The 19,384-nt window shown below is 64.6% G+C and carries 14 protein-coding genes and 1 tRNA gene; 10 read left to right on the forward strand and 5 right to left on the reverse strand.

The features are described from left to right. Nucleotides 1-28: 28 nt before the first annotated feature. The gene (locus tag ACFOLG_RS04000) at nucleotides 29-952 is read right to left on the reverse strand and encodes a branched-chain amino acid transaminase (RefSeq protein WP_386088646.1); all 924 of its coding nucleotides are present in this window, start codon (nucleotides 950-952) and stop codon (nucleotides 29-31) included. Nucleotides 953-1,029: 77 nt separating this feature from the next. Further along, nucleotides 1,030-3,705, reverse strand: a complete 2,676-nt coding sequence (glnE, locus tag ACFOLG_RS04005) for a bifunctional [glutamate--ammonia ligase]-adenylyl-L-tyrosine phosphorylase/[glutamate--ammonia-ligase] adenylyltransferase (RefSeq protein WP_386088648.1) — start codon at nucleotides 3,703-3,705, stop codon at nucleotides 1,030-1,032. A gap of 28 nt (nucleotides 3,706-3,733) precedes the next feature. On the opposite strand from glnE, the gene ACFOLG_RS04010 reads away from it, so the two are divergent. Genes ACFOLG_RS04010 through tldD form a run of 3 tightly spaced genes read left to right on the forward strand, consistent with a single transcriptional unit; the run spans nucleotide 3,734 to nucleotide 9,856 of the window. Next, complete coding sequence (locus tag ACFOLG_RS04010; protein WP_386088650.1) at nucleotides 3,734-7,579, forward strand: YhdP family protein; 3,846 nt, start codon at nucleotides 3,734-3,736, stop codon at nucleotides 7,577-7,579. A 12-nt stretch (nucleotides 7,580-7,591) separates the two neighbouring features. Then, nucleotides 7,592-8,401 (forward strand): carbon-nitrogen hydrolase family protein, encoded by an 810-nt coding sequence (locus ACFOLG_RS04015; protein WP_386088652.1) that lies wholly within the window; start codon nucleotides 7,592-7,594, stop codon nucleotides 8,399-8,401. A 12-nt stretch (nucleotides 8,402-8,413) separates the two neighbouring features. After that, a complete protein-coding gene (gene tldD, locus ACFOLG_RS04020; protein WP_386088654.1) occupies nucleotides 8,414-9,856 on the forward strand; it encodes a metalloprotease TldD in 1,443 nt (480 codons plus the stop codon). Here tldD and ACFOLG_RS04025 read toward each other — a convergent pair. Next, on the reverse strand, nucleotides 9,853-10,983 hold the full coding sequence (locus ACFOLG_RS04025; RefSeq protein WP_386088656.1) for a YbdK family carboxylate-amine ligase: 1,131 nt from the start codon (nucleotides 10,981-10,983) through the stop codon (nucleotides 9,853-9,855). The genes tldD and ACFOLG_RS04025 overlap by 4 nt on opposite strands. Nucleotides 10,984-11,042: 59 nt before the next feature. On the opposite strand from ACFOLG_RS04025, the gene ACFOLG_RS04030 reads away from it, so the two are divergent. The 6 genes from ACFOLG_RS04030 (at nucleotide 11,043) to ACFOLG_RS04055 (ending at nucleotide 16,736) form a co-directional block, all read left to right on the forward strand. Continuing rightward, nucleotides 11,043-11,525: a MarR family winged helix-turn-helix transcriptional regulator gene (locus ACFOLG_RS04030; RefSeq protein ID WP_386088658.1), complete on the forward strand. Its 483-nt coding sequence runs from the start codon at nucleotides 11,043-11,045 to the stop codon at nucleotides 11,523-11,525. A gap of 515 nt (nucleotides 11,526-12,040) precedes the next feature. Next, entirely contained in the window at nucleotides 12,041-12,610 is a 570-nt protein-coding gene (locus tag ACFOLG_RS04035) for an aminodeoxychorismate/anthranilate synthase component II (protein ID WP_386088660.1), read from the forward strand. A 22-nt stretch (nucleotides 12,611-12,632) separates the two neighbouring features. Further along, complete coding sequence (trpD, locus tag ACFOLG_RS04040; RefSeq protein ID WP_386088662.1) at nucleotides 12,633-13,658, forward strand: anthranilate phosphoribosyltransferase; 1,026 nt, start codon at nucleotides 12,633-12,635, stop codon at nucleotides 13,656-13,658. 75 nt (nucleotides 13,659-13,733) lie between these two features. After that, entirely contained in the window at nucleotides 13,734-15,107 is a 1,374-nt protein-coding gene (locus ACFOLG_RS04045) for a phosphomannomutase/phosphoglucomutase (RefSeq protein WP_386088664.1), read from the forward strand. A gap of 121 nt (nucleotides 15,108-15,228) precedes the next feature. Beyond that, nucleotides 15,229-16,179, forward strand: a complete 951-nt coding sequence (gene prmB, locus ACFOLG_RS04050) for a 50S ribosomal protein L3 N(5)-glutamine methyltransferase (RefSeq protein WP_386088666.1) — start codon at nucleotides 15,229-15,231, stop codon at nucleotides 16,177-16,179. 152 nt (nucleotides 16,180-16,331) lie between these two features. Beyond that, nucleotides 16,332-16,736: a cytidine deaminase gene (locus ACFOLG_RS04055; protein WP_386088668.1), complete on the forward strand. Its 405-nt coding sequence runs from the start codon at nucleotides 16,332-16,334 to the stop codon at nucleotides 16,734-16,736. Nucleotides 16,737-16,813: 77 nt separating this feature from the next. Here the strand turns inward: ACFOLG_RS04055 and tilS are convergent, their stop codons facing one another. Both tilS and ACFOLG_RS04065 read right to left on the reverse strand, forming a co-directional pair. Beyond that, nucleotides 16,814-18,118 (reverse strand): tRNA lysidine(34) synthetase TilS, encoded by a 1,305-nt coding sequence (gene tilS / locus ACFOLG_RS04060; RefSeq protein ID WP_386088669.1) that lies wholly within the window; start codon nucleotides 18,116-18,118, stop codon nucleotides 16,814-16,816. Next, the gene (locus ACFOLG_RS04065) at nucleotides 18,108-19,073 is read right to left on the reverse strand and encodes an acetyl-CoA carboxylase carboxyltransferase subunit alpha (protein WP_386088671.1); all 966 of its coding nucleotides are present in this window, start codon (nucleotides 19,071-19,073) and stop codon (nucleotides 18,108-18,110) included. Before ACFOLG_RS04065 ends, tilS begins: the two co-directional genes overlap by 11 nt. 229 nt (nucleotides 19,074-19,302) lie before the next feature. Between ACFOLG_RS04065 and ACFOLG_RS04070 the strand changes: the two genes are divergently transcribed. After that, nucleotides 19,303-19,378: transfer RNA gene (locus tag ACFOLG_RS04070), tRNA-Val, on the forward strand. Nucleotides 19,379-19,384 lie beyond the last annotated feature (6 nt).

A 19,384-nucleotide genomic window follows, 5' to 3' on the forward strand; every position in this document is an offset into this window, starting at 1 on the left:
GCGAGAGTCGTAAATCGGCTGTCGCGAATCAGCCGACGTAGGTCAGCCAGTGTTGTTTGCTGCTGTCGACGCCTTTTACGCAGTCGAAGTAGCGTTTCTGGATTTCGGCAGTAATCGGGCCGCGCTTGCCTGCGCCGATGTCGCGGCGATCCAGCTCGCGGATCGGGGTAACTTCGGCGGCGGTGCCGGTGAAGAACGCTTCGTCGGCGCTGTACACCTCGTCGCGGGTGATGCGCTTCTCGATGATCGGCAGCCCCATTTCGGCGGCGATCTGCACCACGGTGTCGCGGGTAATGCCTTCCAGCGCGCTGGTCAGGTCCGGGGTGTACAGCTTGCCGTTGCGGATGATGAAGATGTTCTCGCCGGAGCCTTCGGCCACGAAGCCGTCCACGTCCAGCAGCAGTGCCTCGTCGTAGCCGTCGGCGGTGGCTTCGTTATTGGCCAGGATGGAGTTCATGTAGTTGCCGTTGGCCTTGGCCTTGCACATGGTGATGTTCACGTGGTGGCGGGTGAAGGAGCTGGTCTTCACGCGGATGCCTTGTTCCAGGCCTTCCTCGCCCAGGTAGGCGCCCCACGGCCAAGCGGCCACGATCACCTGCACGTCGTCCTGCTTCGGTGCCACGCCCAGCTTGCCAGAACCATAGAAGGCCATCGGTCGGAAGTAGCAGGACTGCAGCTTGTTGGCCTTCACCACGTCGAGGTGGGCCTGGTTGATCTGATCCTTGCTGAACGGCAGCTTCATGCCCAGGATCTTGGCGGAACGGAACAGACGGTCGGTATGGTCCTGCAGGCGGAAGATCGCCGGGCCGTTGGCGGTTTCGTAGGCGCGCACACCTTCGAAAACGCCCATGCCGTAGTGCAGGGTGTGGGTCAGCACGTGGGTAGTGGCGTTGCGCCATTCCACGAGTTCGCCGTTGTACCAGATGAATCCGTCGCGATCTGCCATCGACATGGTGAGTTCTCCGTTAAGTCCCGTTATTTGTAATGTGCGGCGATTATAACGTCGCTACCGGCAAAGTGTTACGGCTTTCACGGCGCGCCGGCAGTGCTGCCGAACACCGCCAGCCATAGCGCCAGCACCTGCCGGTAGCTCTCCAGCGGCGTATGGCTGACCTTGCTGCCGTCGTTGAGGCGGCTGGCGTGCTGCAGCCGGCGGTAGCTTCGATAGGCGTCGCGTGCCTGGTTGGCCAGCGTTGCCGGCACCAGCCCGGCCTCGGCGGCGGTGGCCAGCAGCGCGATGTTGCCGCTGTTGGCCAGCAGCCCCGGCACCTGGTGCGCGTGCGCCAGAATCAGGTATTGCACGATGAATTCCACGTCGACGATGCCGCCGCGCGCGTGTTTGACGTCGTCCTCGCGCGCCGGGTGCGTCTCCAGCATCTTGTCGCGCATGGCGACCACCTCTGCGGCCAACTTGGTGTGCTCGCGCGGCAGCGACAGCACCTCTTCGCGAATGGCGTCGAAGCGCGCGCCGATCTCGACGTTGCCGCAGACAAAGCGGGCGCGGGTCAGTGCCTGGTGCTCCCACAGCCAGGCATCGTGGTGCTGATAGTGGCGGAACGCCTCTGTGGTGCTGACCAGCAGGCCGCTGGAGCCGTTGGGGCGCAGGCGCAGGTCAATGTCGTACAGAATGCCGGCGGCGGTGGTGCTGGTGAGCCAGGTGGTCATCTTGCGTGCCAGCCGCGAGTACAGCTCGGCGGCGTCCGGGTGCTCGTCGTCGTAGAGGAAGATCACGTCGAGATCGGAGGCGTAGCCCAGCTCTTTGCCGCCCAGCTTGCCGTAGCCGATGATGCTGAACAAAGGCACCTCGCGGTGGCGCTTGGGTATGTCCTGCCAGGCGTGCTGCAGGGTGGCGGCCAGCACCAGGTCGGCCAGGCGCGACAGCTCGTCAGACAGCGCTTCCAGCGTCCACATGCCGGCTAGGTCCTGCGCCACCAGGCGGAAGGTCTGCGCGTGCTGGAAGTGGCGCAGGCCGTCCATCTTGGCCTCGACATCGCCCTGGCAGTCGGCCAGCTGCTGTTGCAGCTGTGCGGCCAACTGTGGCCAGTCCGGCGTGGCATACAGCACGCGCGCGTCCAGCAGTTCGTCCAGCAGGATAGGGTGCTGGGTCAGGTAGCCGGACACCCAGGCGCTGGCGGAGCACAACGACGCCAGCCGTTGCAGCGTCTGCGGGTACTCCTGCAGCAGCGACAGGTAGGACGAGCGGCGGCTGATCGCCTCGATCAGCGTCAGCACCCGCGACAGCGTGGTGTCCGGGTTGTCGAAGCCGGCCGCCACCTCGATCAGTGGCCCCATCAGCGCGTCCAGTTTCTTGCGGCCGCCATCCGGCAGCTGCTGGTAGCGCTGGCTGACTTTCAGGCTGCGCAGCTGCGCCTGGATCGCGCCGGCGTCCTGGTAGCCCAGTGTGGCCAGCTGGCTGTCGACATCGGTATCGGCAATGTCGCGCCACAGGCTTTCCAGCGGATGTGCCGGGGCGCCTTCGGTGGGCAGGAAGAATACCTGCTCGAAGTGGCGTGCCACCTTGCGGCGATGCTGGTTCAGCTCGTCCATGAAGCCCTGCCAGTCGGCAAAACCCATGCTGGTGGCAATGCGCTGGCGGTTTTCGTCGCTAGTGGGCAGGTTCTGCGTCTGCTGGTCGTCCAGATATTGCAGCCGGTGCTCCAGATTGCGCAGGAAGGTATAGCCCTGCAGTAGCTCAGCCACCGTGTCCGGCTCCAGTAGGCGCAGCTCGGCCAGCACCGCGTAGGTGTCGCGGGTGCTTTTCAGCTGCAGCCGGCGCTCGCGCCCGCCGCGGATCAGCTGGAACACCTGGGCGATGAACTCCACCTCGCGAATGCCGCCCGGCCCCAGCTTGATGTTCTCGGCCATGTCGCGGCGCGCCACCTCGCGGCGAATTTGCGCATGCAGGTCGCGCATCGCGCCATAGGCGCCGTAGTCCAGGTATTTGCGATAGACGAAGGGGCGAGTCAGCGGCTCCAGCTGGCTGGCATCGCCGGCGATCACCCGCGCCTTGATCCAGGCGTAGCGTTCCCATTCGCGCCCCTGGCTCAGCAGGTAGTTCTCCAGTGCCGCCAGGCTCATCACCAGCGGGCCGGAATCGCCATACGGCCGCAGGCGCATGTCGACGCGGAACACCTGGCCGTCGAAGGTGAGATCGTTGAGGGCGCCGATCAGCAGCTTGCCCAGGCGGGTGAAGTAGTCGTGGTTGGCCAGCTTGCGGCTGCCGTTGGTGTCGCCGCCTTCCGGGTACAGGAAGATCAGGTCGATGTCGGACGACACGTTTAGTTCATGGCCGCCGAGTTTGCCCATGCCGACTACGATCAGCTCCTGCACCTCGCCGCTGTCTTCGCCGATCGGCTCGCCAAAGTGCGCCAGCGTGCGCTTGGCAATCGGCAGGGTGGTGTTGATGACGAAGTCGGCCAGCAGGCTGATGGTGCGTACCACCTCGTCCAGGTCGGCCAAGCCGCCGACGTCGCGTGCGATCAGCCGCGCCATCACTGCGGTGCGCAGTTTTCTCAGCCGGGTCTGCAGCACTTCCATGCTGTCGACACTGTCCCAGTCGGCAAAGGCCTGCATTTCCACCTGCTCGAACGGCTGCGGCAGCCGTTCGACAAGCAGGGCAAGCTGCTCCGGGTAGGCGGACAGCTGGCGGTCGAGGTAGTAACTGAATGCTCTGGCTGCTGGGATGACGGCGGTGTTTGCTGGCATAATGCGGCTTCAACGCTATGACGAAATCGTGACTCACCATTCTACCCCTTCTATCGACCCGAACGCAGCGCGCGATGATCGCAGCCTGCGGGTGGTCGCATTGCTGCGGCGCGTGCTGCGACTGAGCAGCCTGCTGGCGCTGCTGTTCGTGCTCACGCTAGCCGCCGCTTTCCTGTTGTTCCGTTTCCTGTTTCTGCCCAATGTGGACCGTCTGCGCCCCGACATCGAACGCTGGGCCAGCAGCAGCATCGGCATGCCGGTCACCGTTGGCCGCATCGCCGGCCAGTGGCAGGTGTGGGCGCCGCAGATCACGCTGAGCCAGGTGACCATCCGCCCGCGCGCCGATGCGCCGCCGATGCTGCTGCGCGAAGCGCAACTGGTGCCGGCATGGAAAAGCCTGCTGCACCTTGAGCCGCGGCTGGCGCGCATCACCCTGCGCGGCCTGGCTCTGGATCTGCAACGCCTGCCCAATGGCCGCCTGCGCCTGAACGGCGTGGCGCTGGACGAAGGCAAGGGCGACGGCGCGCTGGTCGACTGGCTGCTGCGGCAGGACGAAGTGGACGTGATGCTGCAGCGCTTCACCTGGCACGACCAGCTGCTGGGCCTGCCGCCGCTGTCGGCAAGCGACATGCGCCTGCAGCTGTTCACCGGCCTGCTCGGCCATCGCCTGCAGGTGCAGGCCAAGCCGGAAAGCGCATTGCTGTCGCGGCTGGACCTGGAAGGCAGCTGGCGCGGCGGTCGCATGCGCGACTGGCGCGAGTGGGAGGGCGGGGTGGCGCTGAAGGCCGATGCCCCGCAGCTGGGCTGGCTGCAGCGCTACTGGCCGGATGCGCCATTCTCGGTGGGCGGTGCGGCATCGTCGCAGCTGCGCATGGCGTTTGCCGAAGGTCGCGTCACCACCCTGGCTGGCAAATGGCAGGTGGAAAAAGTGGCGCTGTCGCTGGCCGGCAAGGCTGTGCCGTTGCCGCACCTGGCCGGCGAAGTGGACTACCAGAGCGCCCAGCCGGGCAGCCACGCGCTGCAGGCCAGCCACCTGGTGGTGAATACCCAGTATGGCAAGCTACTGGCCGATGCCGCCATCAATGCGCAGTGGCAGGACCAGCAGGGCGGCAATGTGCGCATCAGCGGCTTGTCGCTGGCGCCGACGCTGCCCTTGCTGTCGCCGCATTGGCCGGCGCTGGCCAACAGCCAGTTGGCGCAGCTGGGGGGCGTGCTGCAGCAACTGGAACTTAATTGGCGCGGTCAGCTGCAACAGCCGCGCGACTATCAATTCGCCACCCGCTTTGCCGGGCTGAGCCTGCAACTGCGCAATGGCATCCGCCTGGATGGCGGCGTGGCCGGGCGCATCAGCGCCGCCGCCAAGGGCGGGCAGCTGCAGCTTGATGGCAGCAAGCTGCGGCTGGCGATTCCTGGCGAACTGCCACAGCCGATCGACCTGCAGCAGCTTGCGGCCAACCTTGCGTGGCAGCGCGGCAACAGCGGCTGGCAAGTGACGGTGCCGGCGGTAACGCTCACCACGCCGGACCTGTCGGCCAACATCAACGGCAGCCTGCAGCTGCCGGTGGACGGCCCGGTGCACAGCGATCTGCAGCTGACGGCAGAGCGCGTGCCGGCCAACCGTGTCGCCGCCTATCTGCCGGCGCTGATCGGTGCCGATACGGTGACCTGGCTGCGCGGCGCGCTGCAGGACGGTGATGCACGCCAGGTGCGTGCCAGCCTGCAGGGCAATCTGGCGGCGTTCCCGTTTGCCGATGGCAAGCAGGGACGCTTCGAGGTCAGCGCCGACATCCACGACGGCAAGCTGCAGTTCGAGCCAGACTGGCCGGCCATCACCGCCATCCAGGGCCGCTTCAGCATGCGCAACGACGACATCCGCATCGATGCCGAGCGGGCGCAGACCGCCGGCGTGGCACTGGATGCGGTCAGCGCCGAGCTGCCGGATACCACGCGCGGCGACCAGCGGCTGCTGATCAACGGCCGCGCCCAGGGCGAGCTGCCCAAGATGCTGGCGTATACCCGCGCCAGCCCGGTGGACAGCTGGCTGGACGGCTTCCTCGCCACCATCGACAGCAGCGGCCGCGGCAGCCTGCAGCTGGGGCTGAACATTCCGCTGGCGCACGTGGTCGACACCAAGGTGGATGGTGCGCTGACATTGGCGGGCAACCGCCTGCAACTGCGCAGCCTGCCGCTGCCGGCGCTGCAGGAGGTGGCGGGGGTGCTGCGCTTCAATGAGCGCGGCGTCTCCAGCCCCGGCATCGATTACAGCGCCTTTGGCGGCCGCAGCCACCTCAGCGCCACGCTCGACGCCGCCGGCAAGTCGCACTTCGTCAGCAATGGCGAGCTGGCGCTGCCGCAGGTCACTGCGCAATACGTACCCCTGCTCAGCCGCTTCCTCAGCGGCAGCACGGCGTACCAGGCCCGTTTCACGGTGGGCAGCAATCTGGACGAGCTGATTGTCGAAACCGGGCTGCAGGGCATCGGCAGCACGGCACCGGCGCCACTGGCCAAGGCGGCGGCGGACAGCTGGCCGCTCACGCTGGCGCTGCACCCGGCGTTGCGCGGCTGGCGACTGGACTGGCGTCAGCAGGAGCGCGCCGCCGGCGTGGTAACGTTGGCCGCAGACGGCAGCCTGCAGGGCGTGGGGGTCGGCGTGGGTGCTGCCACGCCCGAGCCGCAGGACAATATCGATATTTATGGCCACGTGCCGCAGCTGCAGCTGGAAGAGTGGCTAAACGCGGTGACTGCGGCCGGCGGCAATGGCGATACGGCGATGCCGCCGCTACGGGTGCGGGTGGATACGCCGCTGCTGCAGGCTGGTGGCAAGCAGCTGCACGATGTCAGCGGCCAGCTGGACTGGCAAGGCGGGGCCGCCGCATTTGATCTGCAATTGCAGGCGCGAGAGCTGCAGGGCCAGTTCAATTACCAGCCGGCCGGCAATGGCGTGCTGCATGCCCGCATGCAGCGGCTGGCCTTGCCGCTGCCGCTGGCAGAAGAAAGTGGCGAGCCGGGCGACGAGTCGCCGCAATCCATCCCGGCGCTGGATGTGCAGGTGGATGCGCTGCAGCTGTCCGGCCACGCACTGGGCGCCATGCGGCTGCAGGCACATCACCAGCCGCAGCTGTGGCTGCTGGACGAAGTGGTGTTGCAGTCGCCGGAAGCCGAACTGCGCGTCAAGGGTGCGGCACCGGAAGGCGCCGGCAGCGGCGGGCGCCGTACCGAGCTGGAGTTCAATCTGCAGGCCAGCAACGCCGGTGCGCTGCTGGATCGCATCGGCCTGGCTGGCATGCTCAAGGGCGGCTCCGGCGAGATGTCCGGCACGGTGCAGTGGCTGGGACAGTTGGCCGCATTCGATCTGTCGCGCTTGAGCGGCACCGTGAAGCTGGACATGGGCAAAGGGCAGTTTGCGCAGGTCGACCCCGGTGCCGGCCGCCTGTTGGGACTGCTCAGCCTGCAATCGCTGACCCGTCGCATCCGCCTGGATTTCACCGATGTGTTCAGCAGCGGCTTTGCCTTCGATAGTCTGCGCGGCAGCGCTAACATCGATTCCGGCGTGTTCCGCTCCAACGATATCCAGATCCGCGGTCCGGCGGCACAGGTGGCAATGCGTGGCGAGGCCGACCTGGCCAACAACCGGCAGCAGGTGCTGGTGCGCATCACGCCGGCGCTGTCGGAAAGCGTGGCAGTGATCACCGGCGCCACCTTGCTGAACCCGGTGGCCGGCGCGGTGGCGTTTGCGGCGCAGAAGTTGTTGCAGGATCCTGTCAGTCAGATACTGTCTTACGAATACGAAATCACCGGCAGTCTGAACGAGCCGCAAGTGCGCAAGATCGGGCAGCAGGTGGAAAAACGACCCGAGACGAAACCGTCTCCCTAGCTGGAGCAATCCATGACACAAGCGTTCAAGGTCGCGGCGGTACAAATGGTGTCCGGCACCGACCCGCAGCAGAACCTGCAACGTGCCGCAGCACTGGTGGCCGAGGCCGCCGCACAGGGCGCCAAACTGGTGGTGCTGCCGGAGTATTTCTGCCTGATGGGCCGCCAGGATGGCGACAAGGTGGCGATTCGCGAAGCATTCGCCGACGGCCCGCTGCAGCAAGCCCTGGCCGCCATGGCGCGCGAGCACGGCGTGTGGCTGGTGGGCGGTACCGTGCCGCTGGCGTGCCCGCAGGCGGACAAGGTCTATAACACCTTGCTGCTGTTTGCGCCGGACGGCAGCGTGGCCGGGCGTTACGACAAGATCCACCTGTTCGGTTTTACCGGCCAGGGCGAGCGTTACTGCGAGTCCGACAGCATCGTGGCCGGCAGCCAGCCGTTGAAGGTCAGCACGCCGCTGGCCGACATCGCCTTCGGCATCTGCTACGACCTGCGCTTTCCCGAGCTGTTTCGCCAGCTGGCGCCATTCGACTTGCTGGTGCTGCCGGCAGCGTTCACCGCCACCACCGGCGAAGCGCACTGGGAAGTGCTGCTGCGCGCCCGTGCCATCGAGAACCAGTGCTACGTGCTGGCATCGGCGCAGGGCGGCACGCACGAGAACGGTCGCAAGACTTATGGTCAGAGCCTCATCATCGACCCGTGGGGCCGCATCGTGGCCGAGCTCGCCACCGGCGAGGGCGTGGTGGTGGCCGAGATCGACCCCAAGCTAATCCAGTCGGTACGTGAACGCCTGCCGGCGCTGGCGCATCGCGTGTTTTCCTGAAAGAAACAAGATATGAGCAACGCACAAGCCATTGCAGACAACCTGTTGCTGGCCCCGTACGGCGTGGACGAGCGCGTGATCGACGCCACGCTGGGCCGCATGCTGGCGCACCAGGTGGATTACGCCGACCTGTATTTCCAGTACACCCGTACCGAGGGCTGGAGCCTGGAGGAGGGCATCGTCAAGGCGGGCAGCTTCAGCATTGATCAGGGGGTGGGGGTGCGCGCGGTGTCCGGCGACAAGACCGCGTTTGCCTATTCCGACGACATCAGCGCCTTTGCGCTGGGCGAGGCCGCCGACGCGGTGCGCGCCATCGGTGCGGCGGGCGGCCACGGCAATGCCGGCGCGGTGCAGTCGCGCCAGGCCCGGGCGCTGTACCCGGCGCTGGACCCGGTGGACAGCCTGCCGGCCGAAGCCAAGGTGGCCTTGCTGGAAAAGGTGGAGCGGCTGGCCCGTGCCAGCGACCCGCGCGTGATCCAGGTGATGGCCGGGCTGGTGGCCGAATACGATGTGGTATACATCGCGCGCCACGACGGCGTGCGCGCCGGTGACGTGCGCCCGCTGGTGCGCATGTCGGTAACGGTGATTGCCGAACAGGACGGTCGCCGCGAAATGGGCAGCAGCGGCGGCGGCGGTCGTTACGACCTCACCGGCTTCAGCGATGATTTCATCGCTCGGCACGTGGAAAAGGCGGTACGCCAGGCGTTGATCAACCTGGAATCACGGCCAGCGCCGGCCGGCGCCATGACGGTGGTGCTGGGTTCCGGCTGGCCCGGCGTGCTGCTGCACGAAGCCATCGGCCACGGTCTGGAAGGCGACTTCAACCGCAAGGGCACCTCGGCATTCAGCGGCCGCATCGGCCAGCGTGTGGCGGCCGCGGGCGTCACCGTGGTGGATGACGGCACCTTGCCGGGACGCCGCGGTTCGCTGGCCATCGACGACGAGGGCAATGCCACCCACTGCACCACGCTGATCGAAGACGGCATTCTGAAAGGCTATATGCAGGATGCGATGAATGCGCGGCTGATGGGCATGGCGCCAACCGGCAATGCCCGCCGCGAATCCTACGCCCACCTGCCGATGCCGCGCATGACCAACACCTACATGCTGGCCGGCGACAAGACGCCGGAGGAAATCATCGCCTCGGTCAAGGATGGCATCTATGCGGCCAACTTTGGCGGTGGCCAGGTGGACATTACCAGCGGCAAGTTCGTGTTTTCCGCCTCCGAGGCGTGGAAGATCGAAAACGGCAAGCTGGCCTACCCGGTGAAGGGCGCCACGCTGATCGGCAACGGTCCGGACGTGCTCAACTATGTCGGCATGGTCGGCAACGATCTGGCGCTGGACGAGGGGGTGGGCGTGTGCGGCAAGGAAGGCCAGAGCGTACCGGTGGGAGTAGGGCAGCCCACATTGCGCATCGATGGCGGCTTGACCGTGGGCGGCACCGCCGTCTAGGCGTCTGGGGGCACCACCCAGTCTGCCGCCAACTGCTGTTGCAGCAGGCGCAGATCCTGCTGCTGTGCGGCTAGCCGCATGGCCCGCTGATAGTCCAGTTCCTCGTGTTCGATGGCCTGCTGCAAACGCAGCAGGCAGTCTGCCGCGTGCTGGCTGGCAGCGTAGGGCGCCACGTCGCTCAGTAGTTGCAGCAGGCTGTCGCGCAACGGGTAACGTTGGCCGCGGCGCACGTCGATGAATTCCGCGTCACTGCCGAAGCGCGCCGCCTGGAAGCGGTTGTAGCCATACACGCTGTACAGCGCTTCGCGTCCCGGCAACATCGGGCGCGTACCGGCAAGGAACAGCGCCAACGCCTGCGTCACGGCCGCCAGCTCTACCGCGCGCACCACTTGATATGGCGTGTCGAAAATCCGCAGCTCTACCGTGCCGTACTCCGGCTTGGGGCGGATATCCCAGTACAGGTCTTTCAGCGATTGAATCACGCCGCAGCTGCTCAGTTGTGCGGCAAGCGCCTGAAAATCCGGCCAATTCTTGATGTTGCCGGGTAGGTGCCCGCTATTGGGGAACGCCAGTACCGTGTTGCTGCGCGAAGAAGCAAAGGCCGTCGCTTCACCCTGTACAAACGGTGACGCCGCCGACAGTGCGATTAAATGTGGGATGTAATAGCCTAGCGCGTGGCAGAGCCAGATCGCGGTATCGCCGTCCGGGCAGCCGATGTGAATATGCTGGCCGAACACGGTAAACTGCCGCGCCAGATAGCCATACTGCTCGGCAAATGCATGGTAGCGCGGCTTGTCGCTGATCTGGCGCTGGCGCCAGTCCTGAAACGGGTGAGTGCCGCCGCCGCAGGGAATGGCGCTGCAGGCGGCAGCCAGCTGCTGCAAACGGCGGGCAAGCTGCTGTAGTTCTGCGGCCAACTCCGCCGTGTCATGGTGGATGCTGCTGTTGATTTCCAGCATCGAGCAGGTGACTTCCTGCTTGAAGTGCGGCATATCGCAGTCTTCCCGCTGCGCCAGCAGCTCCGCCGCACAGGGTTTGAGATCCAGCGTTTCACTGTCCAGCAGCTGAATTTCCAATTCAATGCCCAGAGTGCCCAGCTCGGAGCGGGCAAATTCGTGCTGTTGCATGCTTTGCTCCTTCATATTTATTGTTTTGCACGAAAATAAATATTCTCTAAATTGAGCCTATGGCTGACACAAAAGTTCCGAATGCGCCGCTGGACGTTCTCAAACAGTTTCGCGTGGTGTTTCGTGCTGCCCAGCAGCATTCCGCCGATATCGAGAAGCTGCTGGGAATCTCTGGCGCGCAGGCATGGTTGCTGGTCGAGCTGCGTGACAACGGTCCGCTCAAAGCCGGCGAACTGGCCGCCCGCATGTCGATCAAGCCAGCGACGCTCAGCAATATGCTGCTGCGGCTGGAAGAATTGGGCTATCTGCTGCGGCAACGGAATGCGCGGGACATGAGGATTGTCGAGGTAGTACTAAGTGACACGGGCCGCGAACTGATCAGCAAGGCCGACTACGCGCCACGCGGCTGGCTGCCAGAAGCACTGTCACGCTTGTCGTCGCAGCAGCTGGACGAACTTTCAACTGCGCTTTGCTCGTTGTTGTCCGTTATGCAGGTAGACACACAAACCGCCGCCAATAGTCCATTGCCGTTTACGGAATGATGATGGCAGACGGATTGCACCCAGGTGAATGTGGATAGTTGCGGTAAACCGTTGCAATGAATGCTGCGGCCAACATGGAATGCGCGAAAAGCCAAGAACGACGGGACTATTGGCAGGATTTTCGAAGGAAGATCGGCGCGCTGGCCATCGCCGGTCTGATGGTGCTGACGATGCTGGCGAACCCAAGCCAGACAAGCGCTAAAGCCCCCCAAGGGGTTTAGTGTTTACGTCGTATAATGTTTATTATGTCAAATTTAGTGCTTTAATTTATCACTCCGCCACCCTCTCAATCTTACTTGGTGCGACTCGTGGCCATCGAGCGGCTCTCCCGCTGGATTAATGAGTACGGTGGACCTCCAGTCCAAGTGCAGGCCGCAGCCCGATTTCCAATCATGTTATCCTGTCGCTCTATTCCGCCGGCTCCGTGTGATCCGCGGCCGGACAGGATGACATACCGGAAAAACTCATTGCTAGCGGCACTGATAGCCGCGAAATATAAGGCTCTTGGAACCAATATGCTGCTGATGATCGACAACTACGATTCCTTTACCTACAACCTGGTGCAGTACTTCGGTGAGCTGGGGCAAGAGGTAAAGGTATTCCGTAACGATGAAATCACCTTGCCGGAAATCGAAACACTGGCACCCAAATACTTGGTGCTGTCGCCTGGGCCGTGCACGCCGAACGAGGCAGGTATTTCGCTGGCGGCCATCGAGCACTTTGCCGGCAAGCTGCCGATCATGGGTGTGTGCCTTGGCCACCAGAGTATCGGTCAGGCATTTGGCGGCAAGATCATTCATGCCAAGCAGCTGATGCATGGCAAGGTGTCGCCAGTGCGCCACCACGATGTCGGCATGTTCCGCGACCTGCCCAACCCGGTGACCTGCACCCGCTATCATTCACTGGTGATCGAACGCGAAACCCTGCCCGACTGCCTGGAAATCACGGCCTGGACCGATGATGGCGAGATCATGGGGGTACGCCACAAGACCCTGCCCATCGAGGGTGTGCAGTTCCACCCGGAATCCATCCTCACCGAACATGGCCACCAGATGCTGCAGAATTTCCTGAAAGAATTTGCCTGATCCCGTCACGGAGAATAATTACATGATCACCCCGCAGGCCGCCCTCAATCGCCTGATTGACCAGAACGAGCTGTTCCATGACGAAATGCTGGACCTGATGCGCCAGATCATGCGTGGCGAAGTACCGTCCACGGTGATTGCCGCCATCCTGGTCGGCCTGCGCGTGAAAACCGAAAGCGTGTCGGAAATCGCCGCCTCGGCACAGGTGATGCGCGAATTCGCTACCCGGGTGCCGGTGCAGGATACCCGCAACCTGGTCGACACCTGCGGCACCGGTGGCGACAAGAGCCACACCTTCAATATTTCCACGACGTCTGCCTTCGTCTCTGCCGCCGCCGGTGCGCGCGTTGCCAAGCATGGCGGCCGCTCGGTGTCGTCCAGCTCCGGCAGCGCCGATGTGCTGGAAGCCTTGGGTGTGAACCTGAACCTGTCCGCAGAACAGGTGGGCCAGTGCATCGACCAGATCGGTGTCGGCTTCATGTTCGCCCCCAATCACCACACTGCGATGAAGTACGTGGCGCCGGTGCGTCGTGAGCTGGGCGTGCGCACCATCTTCAACATCCTCGGCCCACTGACCAACCCGGCCGGTGCCCCCAATCAGGTGATGGGCGTGTTCCACCCCGACCTGGTGGGCATCCAGGCGCGCGTGCTGCGCGAGCTGGGCAGCGATCGCGTGATGATCGTGCATGGCACGGATGGGCTGGACGAAATCACCCTGTCCGGTGACACCCTGGTGGCCGAACTGAAAGACGGCCAGATCACCGAATACCGGCTGGGTCCGGCGCAATTCGGCCTGGGTTACGCCCCGCTGCCATCACTGCGCGCCGAAAGCGCCGAGCAGTCGAAAGCCATTTTGCAGGCGGTACTGGCCGGTGAGGCTGGCCCGGCGCGCGATATCGTGCTGCTCAATGCCGCTGCCGCCATCTACACTTCCGGTATTGCGGCCAACCTGCAGGAAGGCGTGGCCATGGCCCGCGCTGCCATCGACAGTGGCAAGGCCAAGCAGAAACTGGCGGAGCTGGTAGCACTGTCGCAATCCTTTGCCTGAGCTGCCGCCCTGCCCCACGCCGCCGGCGCCGACCGGCGGCGCATTTTTGAGACGTATCGAATGGATTTTCCCGTCATGACTATCGCCGCTTCCATTTTCAAGGCCTACGACATCCGCGGCATCGTGGGTGACACCTTGACCGCCGACGTCGCCCACCTGATCGGCCGTGCTATCGGCTCCGAGGCCCGCGAACGCAATGTCAGCACCATCTGCGTGGGCCGCGACGGCCGCCTGTCCGGCCCGGAGCTGACCAGCGCCCTGTCCGACGGCATCCGCGCCGCCGGCGTGGACGTGATCGACGTTGGCCGCGTGGCCACGCCGATGCTGTATTTCGCCGCCTACCAGCTGGAGACCTTTTCCGGGGTGATGGTGACCGGCAGCCACAACCCGCCGGACTACAACGGCTTCAAGATGATGCTCGGTGGCGACACCCTGGCCGGCGACTGGATTCAGAAGCTGTACCAGCGCATCGTCAACAATGATTTTGCCAGCGGCCACGGCGGCTATCGCACCCACGACATCGTCGACGAATACCTGGCGCGCATCCAGGGCGACATCAAGCTGGCGCGCCCGATGAAGGTGGTGGTGGATTGCGGTAACGGCGTGCCGGGCGACTTCGCGCCCGAGCTGTACCGAGGCCTGGGTTGCGAGCTGCACAAACTGTTCTGCGAGGTGGACGGCACCTTCCCCAACCACCATCCAGACCCGGCCAAGCCGGAAAACCTGCAGGACGTGATCCAGGCGCTGCGCGATAGCGATGCCGAGATCGGCCTGGCCTTCGACGGCGACGGTGACCGCCTGGGCGTGGTCACCAAGGACGGCAACATCATCTGGCCGGATCGCCAGCTGATCCTGTTCGCACAGGACGTACTGTCGCGCCAGCCCGGCTGCAAAATCATCTACGACGTGAAATGCACCCGCCTGCTGGCGCCGGCCGTCCGTGCCGCTGGCGGCGAGCCGCTGATCAACCGCACCGGCCACAGCTTCATGAAGGCGGCGCTGAAGGAGCACCCGGATGCCGGCCTGGCCGGCGAAATGTCCGGCCACGTATTCTTCAAGGAGCGCTGGTACGGCTTCGACGACGGCCTGTATGCCGGCGCGCGGCTGCTGGAGATCCTGTCCAAGGTGGCCGACCCGTCCGCGGTGTTGAATGCGCTGCCAAATGCGCTGTCCACTCCAGAACTGAACCTGAAGACCGCCGAGGGCGAGAACCACGCACTGATCGCCCGTCTGCAGCACCGCGCACAGTTCGAGGGCGCCGAGAACATCATCAGCATCGACGGCCTGCGCGTGGAATACGCCGATGGCTTCGGCCTGATGCGCGCCTCCAACACCACTCCGGTGGTTGTGTTGCGTTTCGAGGCCGACAACGCTGCCGCGCTGGCACGCATCCAGGACGACTTCCGCCGCGTGCTGGCCAAGGAAACCAGCGCGGCGCTGCCGTTCTGAGCGATAATCGCGCCCGTTCGATATTGCCCGCTGCCTCCGGCAGCCCAAGGTTGGCCGCATGCGGCCAACCTTTCGTTTTCCGCCACCACCCGCGACGGTGGCCCGTTCAGAAAGGATTGCCATGTACGCACAAGCCGCCAGCAGTTTCCACACCGTGCGCGACCTGCTGCGCTTTGCCGTGTCACGCTTCAACGATGCCGGCCTCACTTATGGCCATGGCACCGACAATGCCTATGACGAAGCGGCCTACCTGCTGCTGTCGGCGCTGAAGCTGCCGATCGACCGCCTGGAGCCGTTCCTGGACGCCAAGCTGCTGGACACTGAGGTGAAGGACGTGGTCGACCTGATCGAGCGCCGCGCCGAAGAACGCGTGCCGGTGGCCTACCTCACCCACGAAGCCTGGCAGGGCGAGTTCAACTTCTATGTGGACGAGCGCGTGATCGTACCGCGCAGCTTCATCTACGAGCTGCTGGGCGAGCCGCTGGCGCCGTGGATCGAGCACCCGGAGCTGGTGAACCGCGCGCTGGACCTGTGCACCGGCTCCGGCTGCCTGGCGATCCAGCTGGCGCACCACTACCCGGACGCAGAAGTCGACGCGGTGGACATCTCGCTGGATGCGCTGGAGGTGGCCAGCATCAACGTGCAGAACTACGGCCTGGAACAGCGCATCCAGCTGATCCACAGCGACCTGGTGGAAGGGCTGGAAGAACCGTACGACCTGATCATCTCCAACCCGCCGTACGTGGATGCCGAATCAGTGGACGCGCTGCCGGCGGAATACCTGCATGAGCCGGAGCTGGCACTGGGCTCCGGCGAAGACGGCCTGGACGCCACCCACGTGATCCTGCAGAACGCCGCCCGCCTGCTCAACCCGCAGGGCGTGCTGCTGGTGGAGATCGGCCACAACCGCGATGTACTGGAGGCCGCCTACCCCAGCCTGCCGTTCACCTGGATGGAGACCGAAAGCGGCGATGGCTTCGTGTTCCTGCTCACCCGCGAGGAGCTGGTGGACGCCGGCCTGGGCGACCCGCTGAACGACGACGACTTTGCCGACGTTGGCAGCGAGGACTAAGCTCGCCAGCTGCAAGGTACAAGGCCGGGTGATGCCCGGCCTTGTTGTTTCCGCACCAGTGCTGCGGCAGCCGCGCCACAAGCAGCGGCGCGGTAATTGACAAGCCTGCCGGGCAAGAGGAAGATCGCGCGCCCATTTCAAGGAGAAGCACCATGGGTCACAGCATTCCCTGGGAAGAACTGGAAAAACAGGCGCGCGCCGCCGCCAAGCAGGCCTACGTGCCCTACAGCCGCTTTGCCGTGGGCGCCGCGCTGCTGACCAGCGACGGTCGCATCGTGCGCGGCTGCAATGTGGAGAACGCCTCCTACGGCCTGACCAACTGTGCCGAGCGCACCGCCATCTTTACCGCCAAGGCGGAAGGCATGAGCGAAGTGGTCGCCATCTGCATCTACACACCCACCAGTGTGCCCACCCCGCCCTGCGGCGCCTGCCGCCAGGTGCTGAACGAATTCGGCCCCAGCATGGCAGTGCGCACCATCTGCGACGGTACCGAACAGGTCAACACCACGCTGGATGCGCTGTTGCCCGGCGCTTTCGGCCCGAAGAACCTGGCCTGAGCCGGGCAAGCCAACAAAAAACCGCCGCGCTCCGGGCCAGGATAGCGGCGGTTTTCATTTTGTTGTGGGAGGTAGAATCAGCGGCGACTCACCGCCGCCGGCAACCACTGCGGCCACCAGCCGTCACCCTCCAGCCCGGCCTCGGCCAGTGCCACACCGGGCACGCCCAGCAACTCGCCGTTCGCGTCGCGCAGCAGCGGCCAGTCGGCGCGCAGCAGCGCCGGTACCGCCTGCTCTTGGAATAGCTTTTTGATGGCCTTGCGGCCAACCTTGAGTGCCAAGGCATCGCCGCCGCGCCGCGCCGTCAGCTGCAATGCCCGCCCCTGCCAGGCGGCCGGCAGGCCATGTCCGCGCTGCCAGCGCAGCTCGCCGTGTGCGCAGCGCCAGTTTTCACCCACCCGGCATGCTTGTGGCCACGGTGGTGGATGCGCCAGCACCCGTACACGCCGCAGCCCGCCGCGATAGGTGTAGAGCTCGCCCGCCGGCAACGCCAGCCGTGCCGCCTCGCCGGCCGCCAGCGCCGCCAGCAGGCTGTCCAGCGCGTCTGGCGCCGGCAGCGGCCAGTCCGCCAGTGCCAGCCAGTGCAGCAGCAGATTGCGCTGCCGCGGCAGGCTGAGCGTCAGCAAGGGTGTCAGCAACAGGTCATCGCCACTGGCAGCCTGCTGCAAGTCCAGCGCTGCCATATCGTCCAGAATCGCTGCGGCATCGGCCATACGCAGAGCGCTGCGCTGCAGCTGCGCGTCCAGCTGCGGCAAGCGCTGCCGCAATGCCGGCAATGCCTCCAGCCGCAGATAATTGCGCAGATAATTGGCTGCATCCTGGTTGGAATCGTCCTCCACCCACCGCAGGCCATGTGCCTCGGCATATTGCCGCAGCGCCTTGCGGCCAACCTGCAGCAACGGCCGCCACAGGATCTTGCCTTGCCAGTGCCGGCTGGTCGGCATCGCCGCCAGCGCCCGCGGGCCGCCACCGCGCAGCAACTGCAGTAGCACGGTTTCCGCCTGGTCATCGGCGTGCTGCGCCAGCGCGATGACGGGTGCCGGCGAAGCGGCAAACGCCCGGTAACGCGCCGTGCGCGCCACGGCCTCCAGGCTCTGTCCGCCGCTACGCTGCAAGCACACGCGCTCAATGCGCAGCGGCACACCGTACTGCGCGCATAGTTGGCCGCAGAACGCCGCCCAGGCGTCGGCATGGCGGCTGATGCCGTGATGCACGTGCACGGCGCTGAGCCCCGGCCCGCCGGCCTCGTCGCGCCAGCGGCACAGCAGGTGCAGCAGCACGCAGGAATCCAGCCCGCCGGACAGCGCCAGCTCCAAATGACAAAGGCCGGACAATTTGTCCGGCCAGTGGGCAATCAGCTGGGGCAGCAGATCAGGCTGCATCTTCCTTGAAGCGGCCATAGCTCATCAGGCGATCGAAGCGGGTTTTCAGCAGCTCGGTCACATCACGACCGGTGGCTTCCTTCAGCTGCTCCTGCAGCACGCGTTTCAGTGCGGCCATCATGGCCGGATGATCGCGGTGCGCGCCGCCCAGCGGCTCGTTGATCACGCGGTCGATCAGGCCCAGCGACTTCAGGCGCGGTGCGGTGATGCCCAGTGCCTCTGCCGCATCGGCAGCGCGCTCGGCGGTCTTCCACAGGATGGAAGCGCAGCCTTCCGGCGAAATTACCGAATAGGTGGAGTACTGCAGCATGTTCACGTAGTCGCCAACGGCAATCGCCAGCGCACCACCGGAACCGCCTTCGCCGATCACGGTCACGATCACCGGCACTTTCAGGCGGGTCATCTCGTACAGATTGCGGCCGATGGCCTCGGACTGGCCGCGCTCTTCCGCGCCGATACCCGGATAGGCGCCCGGGGTATCAACAAAAGTAATGATGGGCAGGCCGAATTTTTCGGCAGTACGCATCAGGCGCAGTGCCTTGCGGTAGCCTTCCGGACGCGGCATGCCGAAGTTGCGGTAGATTTTTTCCTTGGTGTCGCGGCCCTTCTGATGGCCGATCACCATTACCGGTTGACCATTGAAGCGGGCCAGGCCGCCTACGATGGCCGGATCATCGGCAAAAGCGCGGTCGCCATGCAGCTCCTGAAAGTCGGTAAACAGGCTGCCAAGGTAGTCTAGGGTGTACGGGCGTTGCGGGTGACGCGCCACGATGGCGATCTGCGAAGGCGTCAGTTTGCTATATAAGGTCTTGGTCAGTTCCTGACTCTTCTTCTGCAAACGGGCAATCTCTTCCGAGATATCGAGGACGGAATCGTCTTGGACGAAACGCAGTTCCTCTATCTTGTTCTCGAGCTCGGCAATCGGCTGCTCAAAATCAAGAAAGGTCGGCTTCATGCTTAGGTTCCGATTAGGGACAATCGAGCAATGATACATGAGCGGTTTGCATCACGCACCACCCTGCCAGACAAAATGCCGGAGGCATCATTAATAATAAAAACAGGTGCTTGAAAATTTGCATGCAGAATTTTGCGCATAGCCCTTGCAGCCCCGCCAATGCTGTGTTTTAATTCGCCTCCTCGCTGAACGACGCAGCAAAAAACAGCTAGTTCAGCAGCAGATTTCAGGGCGTTTAGCTCAGTTGGTAGAGCGTCTGCCTTACAAGCAGAATGTCGGCGGTTCGACTCCGTCAACGCCCACCAGCTTTA

The organism is Vogesella facilis, assembly GCF_042648525.1.
GTDB classification, from domain to species: domain Bacteria; phylum Pseudomonadota; class Gammaproteobacteria; order Burkholderiales; family Chromobacteriaceae; genus Vogesella; species Vogesella facilis.

What these genes read in the sequence shown, in the direction of transcription:
- ACFOLG_RS04065 (WP_386088671.1), bottom strand. Translation starts at nt 19,073, where the DNA reads ATGAAGCCGACCTTTCTTGATTTTGAGCAGCCGATTGCCGAGCTCGAG.
- tilS (WP_386088669.1), bottom strand. Translation starts at nt 18,118, where the DNA reads ATGCAGCCTGATCTGCTGCCCCAGCTGATTGCCCACTGGCCGGACAAA.
- ACFOLG_RS04045 (WP_386088664.1), top strand. Translation starts at nt 13,734, where the DNA reads ATGACTATCGCCGCTTCCATTTTCAAGGCCTACGACATCCGCGGCATC.
- ACFOLG_RS04035 (WP_386088660.1), top strand. Translation starts at nt 12,041, where the DNA reads ATGCTGCTGATGATCGACAACTACGATTCCTTTACCTACAACCTGGTG.
- ACFOLG_RS04000 (WP_386088646.1), bottom strand. Translation starts at nt 952, where the DNA reads ATGTCGATGGCAGATCGCGACGGATTCATCTGGTACAACGGCGAACTC.
- ACFOLG_RS04055 (WP_386088668.1), top strand. Translation starts at nt 16,332, where the DNA reads ATGGGTCACAGCATTCCCTGGGAAGAACTGGAAAAACAGGCGCGCGCC.
- trpD (WP_386088662.1), top strand. Translation starts at nt 12,633, where the DNA reads ATGATCACCCCGCAGGCCGCCCTCAATCGCCTGATTGACCAGAACGAG.
- ACFOLG_RS04030 (WP_386088658.1), top strand. Translation starts at nt 11,043, where the DNA reads ATGGCTGACACAAAAGTTCCGAATGCGCCGCTGGACGTTCTCAAACAG.
- tldD (WP_386088654.1), top strand. Translation starts at nt 8,414, where the DNA reads ATGAGCAACGCACAAGCCATTGCAGACAACCTGTTGCTGGCCCCGTAC.
- ACFOLG_RS04015 (WP_386088652.1), top strand. Translation starts at nt 7,592, where the DNA reads ATGACACAAGCGTTCAAGGTCGCGGCGGTACAAATGGTGTCCGGCACC.
- glnE (WP_386088648.1), bottom strand. Translation starts at nt 3,705, where the DNA reads ATGCCAGCAAACACCGCCGTCATCCCAGCAGCCAGAGCATTCAGTTAC.
- ACFOLG_RS04025 (WP_386088656.1), bottom strand. Translation starts at nt 10,983, where the DNA reads ATGCAACAGCACGAATTTGCCCGCTCCGAGCTGGGCACTCTGGGCATT.
- prmB (WP_386088666.1), top strand. Translation starts at nt 15,229, where the DNA reads ATGTACGCACAAGCCGCCAGCAGTTTCCACACCGTGCGCGACCTGCTG.